General features: G+C 61.3%; 6 protein-coding genes and 1 pseudogene. 2 read left to right on the top strand and 5 right to left on the bottom strand.

The features are described 5' to 3' along the window. Window positions 1-143 precede the first annotated feature (143 nt). The 4 genes from BT116_RS08255 to BT116_RS08270 form a co-directional block, all read right to left on the bottom strand. Complete coding sequence (locus BT116_RS08255; protein WP_072342117.1) at window positions 144-1,007, bottom strand: efflux RND transporter periplasmic adaptor subunit; 864 nt, start codon at window positions 1,005-1,007, stop codon at window positions 144-146. A 9-nt stretch (window positions 1,008-1,016) separates the two neighbouring features. Continuing rightward, window positions 1,017-1,223 (bottom strand): DUF1656 domain-containing protein, encoded by a 207-nt coding sequence (locus BT116_RS08260; RefSeq protein WP_003198565.1) that lies wholly within the window; start codon window positions 1,221-1,223, stop codon window positions 1,017-1,019. Further along, window positions 1,210-3,210 carry an FUSC family protein gene (locus BT116_RS08265; RefSeq protein ID WP_072342120.1) on the bottom strand — a complete coding sequence of 667 codons (2,001 nt, stop codon included), beginning with the start codon at window positions 3,208-3,210 and terminating at the stop codon, window positions 1,210-1,212. The genes BT116_RS08260 and BT116_RS08265 overlap by 14 nt, the downstream gene beginning before the upstream one ends. A gap of 405 nt (window positions 3,211-3,615) precedes the next feature. After that, window positions 3,616-4,080 (bottom strand): PA2169 family four-helix-bundle protein, encoded by a 465-nt coding sequence (locus tag BT116_RS08270; protein WP_072342123.1) that lies wholly within the window; start codon window positions 4,078-4,080, stop codon window positions 3,616-3,618. 206 nt (window positions 4,081-4,286) lie between these two features. Here BT116_RS08270 and BT116_RS08275 point away from each other — a divergent pair, with 206 nt between their 5' ends. Further along, a complete protein-coding gene (locus BT116_RS08275) occupies window positions 4,287-4,523 on the top strand; it encodes a DUF3820 family protein (protein ID WP_014336924.1) in 237 nt (78 codons plus the stop codon). Between the two features lie 17 nt (window positions 4,524-4,540). Continuing rightward, window positions 4,541-5,728 carry an aminotransferase class V-fold PLP-dependent enzyme gene (locus tag BT116_RS08280; protein WP_072342126.1) on the top strand — a complete coding sequence of 396 codons (1,188 nt, stop codon included), beginning with the start codon at window positions 4,541-4,543 and terminating at the stop codon, window positions 5,726-5,728. A gap of 252 nt (window positions 5,729-5,980) precedes the next feature. Here BT116_RS08280 and BT116_RS31395 read toward each other — a convergent pair. Beyond that, window positions 5,981-6,223, bottom strand: a pseudogene (locus tag BT116_RS31395) (group II intron reverse transcriptase/maturase); the annotation flags it as partial.

Below are 6,223 nucleotides of genomic sequence, written 5' to 3' on the forward strand. Positions count from 1 at the left end.
TCTAAGGTGAATGACATGTGGCGAGGGGATTTATCCCCGCTGGGCTGCGCAGCAGCCCCTGTGCGCAGGCTGACACACCGCAGTGGTTTAAGGTATTGGGGCCGCTTCGCGCCCCAGCGGGGATAAATCCCCTCGCCACAAAATTATGGCTGGTCTTCGCGCACCTGCACGCTCGCCGTCATCCCGGCGCTCAGGTTCACCCCCTCCGGCACCTTGTCCAACTTGATCCGCACCGGGATCCGCTGGGCCAAGCGCACCCAGTTGAAGGTCGGCTCTACTTCCGCCAGCAACTGCGCATCGGGGTTGGTGTTGCGGTCGGTAATGCCGCGGCTGATGCTTTCGACATGCCCCTCCAGCGCATGGCCGGCGCTCATCAGCCAGATCTTGACCGGATCGCCTACGCGGATCCTCGGCAGCTTGGTTTCTTCGAAATAGGCCTGCACATAGAACGTCGAGTCGTCGATCAGCGCCATCACCGGCTGCCCGGCATTGACGTAGTTGCCTTCGGCCAGGCGCAGGTTGGTGATGTGGCCGCTGCGTGGGGCCAGGACCTGGCTGCGCGCCAGGTTCAGTTCGGCGACCTTGGCCTCAGCCTGGGCTTCGCGCAGTTCGCCGCGGGCGATGCCGGCGTTGATCTGGGCGTTTTCCCGCAGTTCGGCGCTGATGGCCTGAGGCCCAAGGGCGGCGCGGCGGCTGGCTTCGTGTTCGCGCAAGCTCAGTTGCTGCTGGCGCGTCTGCACCACCGCCCGAGCCTTCTCCAGGGCCGCCTCGAAACGCTCACGGTCGATACTCAGCAACACATCGCCGGCCTTGACCTGCTGGTTATCCACCGCCTTGAGCTCGCGCACCCAACCCGACACATCGGGTGCAATCACCACCACGTCGGCGCGGATCCGCGCATCGCGGGTCCAGGGTGTGAGCATGTAGTACTGCCACAAGTGAAACCCGGCGAAGATCGCCACGGCCACCATGCACAGCGTGACGGCGACACGTACGGATGTACGCATGTTCAACTCCTATAGCGGCCCGAGGACCACGGTAATAACGGTCAGGACACAGACATACAGGGCGCAGTCGAACAAGGCTTCATGCCAGATCCAGCGCCCGGCCGGCACCAGGCTGAGCAACAGGCGCAACGCACCGGTCACCAGCAACGCCAGCACCACATAAATCAGGAACGGGCTGAGCAACACCCCGCCAATCGACCATTCACGCAAGCCCATGGCTGTGCTCCCGTCGTTCAGGTTCGTGCTGGTGGCACCAGGCGCGCCAGCTGTTTTGCAATTGCACCACCGCGCCCTGGGCCAGCTTCAATGCGTCACCGGGCGGCTGGGTCGACAAGACTTTCAGGAACTCGGCGCTCGCTGGGGCCAGCGCATCGGCCTGGTCACCGGTCGGGCCGTGTTCGAGCACCTGCTCCAGCGCTTCGAAATAATGACGCTGAGCCCGGGTATCAGGCACTTGGGCGACGGCCAGGCTCAGGCGCAAATGCAACAGTTCATCGCCAATGTCCAGGCCAAGCAAACCATCATCCCAGCGGCTGCGCGCCTGCACCGGCAATTCAGGGTAATGCCGCGCCAGTTGCAACAACCGGTCGGCCATGCGCCCGCCGAACCAGCTCTCGGCGCCACGCAGGCTGCGATGGGTCAGGCGCACCAGATCGTGGAGGGTCGCGGCCAGCAGGCGGCGGCTGTGCCAGGCCGGGTTGCGCAAAATCAGCAGATTGAAGGCCAGCACCGCGGCGCCCACGCCAATCATCATGGCCTGGGCGTTGTTGAAGAACGCCGCGACGTCGTACTTCATGGCATTGAGCGGTGAAATCAACACCACGAAATGCAGGCAGAACGACGTCGCCGTGGCGAATATCTGCGGCTTGGCCATACCCAGCGCGCCGAAAAACAACGGCACGCCCATGGCCATGCAGAGCATCGCAAAACTGCTCCATTGCGGGAGCAGGAGCTCACCGATCACGAACGCCGTCGGCACGGCCAACAAAATGCCCCGGAGAAAACTCATGCCGATCTGCGCGCCGTTTTCGCGGCTGGCAAACAGGCTGCACACCACGCACGTCAGCACCAACGCGCCCGAAGCAGCGGGCCAGGCTGTCGCCAGCCAGAAACAGGCCACCGCCAGGAACGCCAGCGCGCTGCGAGCACCAAAGACCATGGCCAGGGACAGATCACGATGAGGCGCCAGGGTTCGCGGTGGATCCGCCGCCTCCCTGCCCTCCTGCACCGCCGTCAGGGCTGCGCAGGCGGCCAGGGCGGTATCGAGCAACAAGGCGAACCGCGCCAGGCAATAACTTTGCGCCGAGCTGATCTGCGGGTCGTGAGACGCATCCCATAACCGGGGGCGCAAGGCTTGCAGGGTCGCACTGTCGGCGTCGAGGGCCTGCTGCACCTCGTTCATCCATGGCTGGAGAGCCTCGGCCTCCTCGGGATCGAGCTGTTTCCACTGCCGCCGCACCGAGCGCGAAAGGCGCAGCAACATCAGCAATTTCTGGCTCAAGCCGCTGATCGCCCGGGCTCGCTGTCGGCCACGGCTGCCTTCGAACCAGGCATGTTCGCGCTGGGCATCCACCGCGACGATCCTGCCCAGAATTTCCAGCAACCCTTTTCGCGCCTGGACATCGCCAGCCAGGGTCGCACGGGCTGCCTGCATGCCGCTCTGCCAGGCGGCAAGGGCCTGACCGGCCAGTTGCCGCTCGACCCGCAACGGCCAGAGCAAGGCACTGGCCGCCGTGGCACAGACAATGCCCAGGCTGATCTCGGTGCAACGCGCCACTGCCTGGTCGAACACACCCAGCGGATGGGAAATGGCCGGCAAGGCAATGATCGCCACCGTGTAACCGGCCAGCACGAATGAATACGACCAGGCACTGCGCAGCAACGTCGAACAGGCTGTGCACACCCCCAGCCAGAGCGCCAAGGCCAGCAGGAACAACCAGGGCGCCTGGGCAAACAGGCCCATGAACACCACCGACATGACGGTGCCTACCAGCGTGCCGACCAATCGTGCCAACCCCTTCTGCACCACCATCCCGGACAGTGGCTGGGCGACGATGATCGCGGTCATCAGCGCCCATGACGGCTGCTCCAGCCCCCAGCGCAGCGCCAGCCACAACGCCAGCCCAGCGCCAAGCACCGTCTTGATGGCGAACTGCAAGGCGAGACGGTCGGGGGCAAACAAGGCCTGGAAGGTAATGGGCACGTAAGAGGCTCTTCTGGGGGGAAGCAATAACGATAGATGCAATATGGGGTGGTTGGCAGGCGCTAATTATTAGCTAGCTAACTATACGAGTCCAGAGGTGATTCTGACGAATTCAACAACACACTCTTTCTGGGCCTGATACACAGTTGAAGAGAATCATTGCCGCTTCGACAGGGCTAAAGAGAACGCTTTTGTGGTGAGGGGATTTATCCCCGTTGGGCTGCGCAGCAGCCCCTGGAGCCAACACCTCGGTATATCAGCTGTATTGAGTGGGGCTGGTTTGGGGCTGCTGCGCAGCCCCACGGGGATAAATCCCCTCGCCACAACGGTGCTCACTTTCGATCTGAATAGCCTCCCATGAAAAAACGCCAGGCAAGCTGGCGTTTTTTCAGGTCAGGGCCCGTGTTAGCTGGCACGCGCCTGGTTACGCAGGGCCTTGACCTGGTCATGGTTGCGTTGAACGCCATGGTACTGACGCTCGACCAGGTCACGAATACCGACCAGGTTGTGCTTGGTGATTTTTTCCAGCGCCTCTTTGTAAGCCTTGAGCGCATGGTCTTCGCCACGCTCGGCTTCGTTGAGCACCGCTTCTTCATCCTTGCCGGTGAACATGGATTTCACGTCGACCCAGCGACGGTGCAGGTCACCGGCCACGCTGGTGGAGGTTTCCGGATCACCGCCCAGGGAACGTACGGCCGCTTGCAGCTCGGCTGCCGCAGTGGCGCAATCGGCGGCACGCTTGACGAACAGGTCCTTGAGTTCTCGATGCTTGATGTCTTCAGCGCAGGTCTTGAAGCCTTCCTGGCCATCTTTGCTGGTCTCGATCAGGTCGTTCAAGACGGAGATGGATTCTTTGTTGATGTCAGTCATTTTTCAGTTCCTTTGCTTGGTGAATAAAAAACCTGCAAGGGATGTTGCATCGGCCATGCCAGTCAAAGTACCTCGTTAATTTTCTTTAAAATCAGGTAGTTAACAAAAAACAAGAAAACTGTATCCGCGTTATTTGCATGATCTGTCATTTGGCCTGCATGCAGAATGCCTGTATTTTCGAGGCAGATTTGAATCAGACGATTGCCATGAACCCGGAAAAGCTCGAATTGCTCATCACGCGTCAAATGCCGTTCGGCAAATACAAGGGTCGAATCCTGGCTGACCTGCCCGGTCAATACCTGAACTGGTTTGCCCGCGAGGGTTTTCCTCACGGTGAACTGGGTGGCTTGCTGGCACTGATGCAGGAAATCGATCACAACGGGCTGTCGGACCTGCTCGATCCCTTGCGTGCCAAACACGGCAAACCCAAGCCTCGCCCCTGACCAGTTGAGCCCCTGTCATGCCCGAAAACACGCTACGCGCCCATGATGAAGCCTTCTGGCAGACGTTTGTCGACCGCTACGATGTCGATCCCGCCGGGCCGCTCAACCTGGAAAACGGTTACTTCGGGCGCATGTCCCGCACCGTGGTGGAGGAGTACCAGCGCAACATCGAGTTCATCAACCGGGGCAACTCGGTGTACGTGCGCCAGCATTTCGACCGTGAACACGGCGAAGCCATTCGCCGCCAAGTGGCCCGACTGATCCACACCTCCCCCCAGAGCGTGGCATTGGCCGGTAGCGCGGTGGATGCCTTGCAGACGCTGATTCGCAACTACAACGGCCTCAAGCCAGGCGATCAGGTGCTGATCTGTGATCTGGAATATGCCTCGGTCAAGAGCGCAGTGCGCTGGCTGGCCCGCCTGCGTGGCGTGGAGGTGATCGAGATCGTCCACCAGCACCCTGCCAGTTTCGAAAGCCTGGTGGGCACTTATCGCGAAGCGTTCATTCGCTACCCTCGCCTCAAGTTGATGACGCTGACTTACGTCAACCACCTCACCGGACTGGTGATGCCGGTCCAGGCCATTGCCGAGAGTGCCCGCGAGTTCGCCGTCGATATCATCCTCGACGGTGCCCATGCCCTGGGCCAGATCGATTTCGACCTGAAGAAGCTCGGGATCGAATTCGCCGGTTTCAACCTGCAGAAGTGGATCGGCGGGCCCCTCTCCCAGGGCTTTCTGTACATCGCCCCGCAGCGCTTGGCCGACATCGACCCGGACATGGACGAAGACAGCTACCCCGCCACCGACGTCCGCTCGCGCACGCCCCACAGCACGCCCAACATCCCTGCCTTGCTCACCCTGCCGCTGGTCTTCGAAGAACACCAGGCCCTGGGTGGCGCTTCGGCCAAAGGCGCGCGCCTCTGTTATCTGCGTGACCTGTGGGTGAGCGCCGTGCGCGATGTGCCAGGCATCGAAGTCATGACCCCGGATGACCGACGTCTCTATTGCGGGATCACCGCGATGCGCTTCACCGCCCAGGCCGATCAACGGGCGATGGCCGATCGATTGCTCAACGACCATGGGATCTTCACCGTGGTACGCAACACCAGCGTCGGGCCGTGCATCCGCATTACCCCGGGACTGATTACCTTGGCGAGTGATATCGAGCGGTTGACCCAGGCACTGATCCATCTGAGCCGAACATAGTTGTGGCGAGGGGATTTATCCCCGCTGGGCTGCGAAGCAGCCCTAAATCCTGACAATCTATATATGTCTCGTGGGTCGAGTCAGCAGTGTTGGGGGGCGCTTCGCGCCCCAGCGGGGATAAATCCCCTCGCCACAACTATGTTCGGCCATTGCAGCGCAGCACAATAAAAGCGAGGATCGAGTAGGAGGCGGATTTGCATCCGCCGTCCTCTCACACCACCGTACGTACGGTTCCGTATACGGCGGTTCAGGTTATGCAGATAAGCCGTTGATCGTGTCCAGTATCGAGACCAGTCCGAGTTGGTTCCACAGTTTCTTCGGCAGCGCCTGATTCATATGCGACGCCCCCGAGTTCCACCATGGGCCGCGGCCATTCGACGTTGACTTGCAGGCACGAGCTTCGCCAAGCCCCAAGCGCATTAAGTTGCGCGCCCTCGTCGAGGGCTGCTTCCATTGGCGCCAGATGGCACACCGAAGCTTACGTCGCACCCATCC

The sequence above is a fragment of the Pseudomonas sp. NFACC16-2 genome (assembly GCF_900119205.1).
GTDB classification, from domain to species: domain Bacteria; phylum Pseudomonadota; class Gammaproteobacteria; order Pseudomonadales; family Pseudomonadaceae; genus Aquipseudomonas; species Aquipseudomonas fluorescens_Q.

Coding starts and splice junctions, on each gene's coding strand:
- BT116_RS08280 (WP_072342126.1), top strand. CDS start 4,541: ATGCCCGAAAACACGCTACGCGCCCATGATGAAGCCTTCTGGCAGACG.
- BT116_RS08260 (WP_003198565.1), bottom strand. CDS start 1,223: ATGGGCTTGCGTGAATGGTCGATTGGCGGGGTGTTGCTCAGCCCGTTC.
- BT116_RS08255 (WP_072342117.1), bottom strand. CDS start 1,007: ATGCGTACATCCGTACGTGTCGCCGTCACGCTGTGCATGGTGGCCGTG.
- BT116_RS08270 (WP_072342123.1), bottom strand. CDS start 4,080: ATGACTGACATCAACAAAGAATCCATCTCCGTCTTGAACGACCTGATC.
- BT116_RS08275 (WP_014336924.1), top strand. CDS start 4,287: ATGAACCCGGAAAAGCTCGAATTGCTCATCACGCGTCAAATGCCGTTC.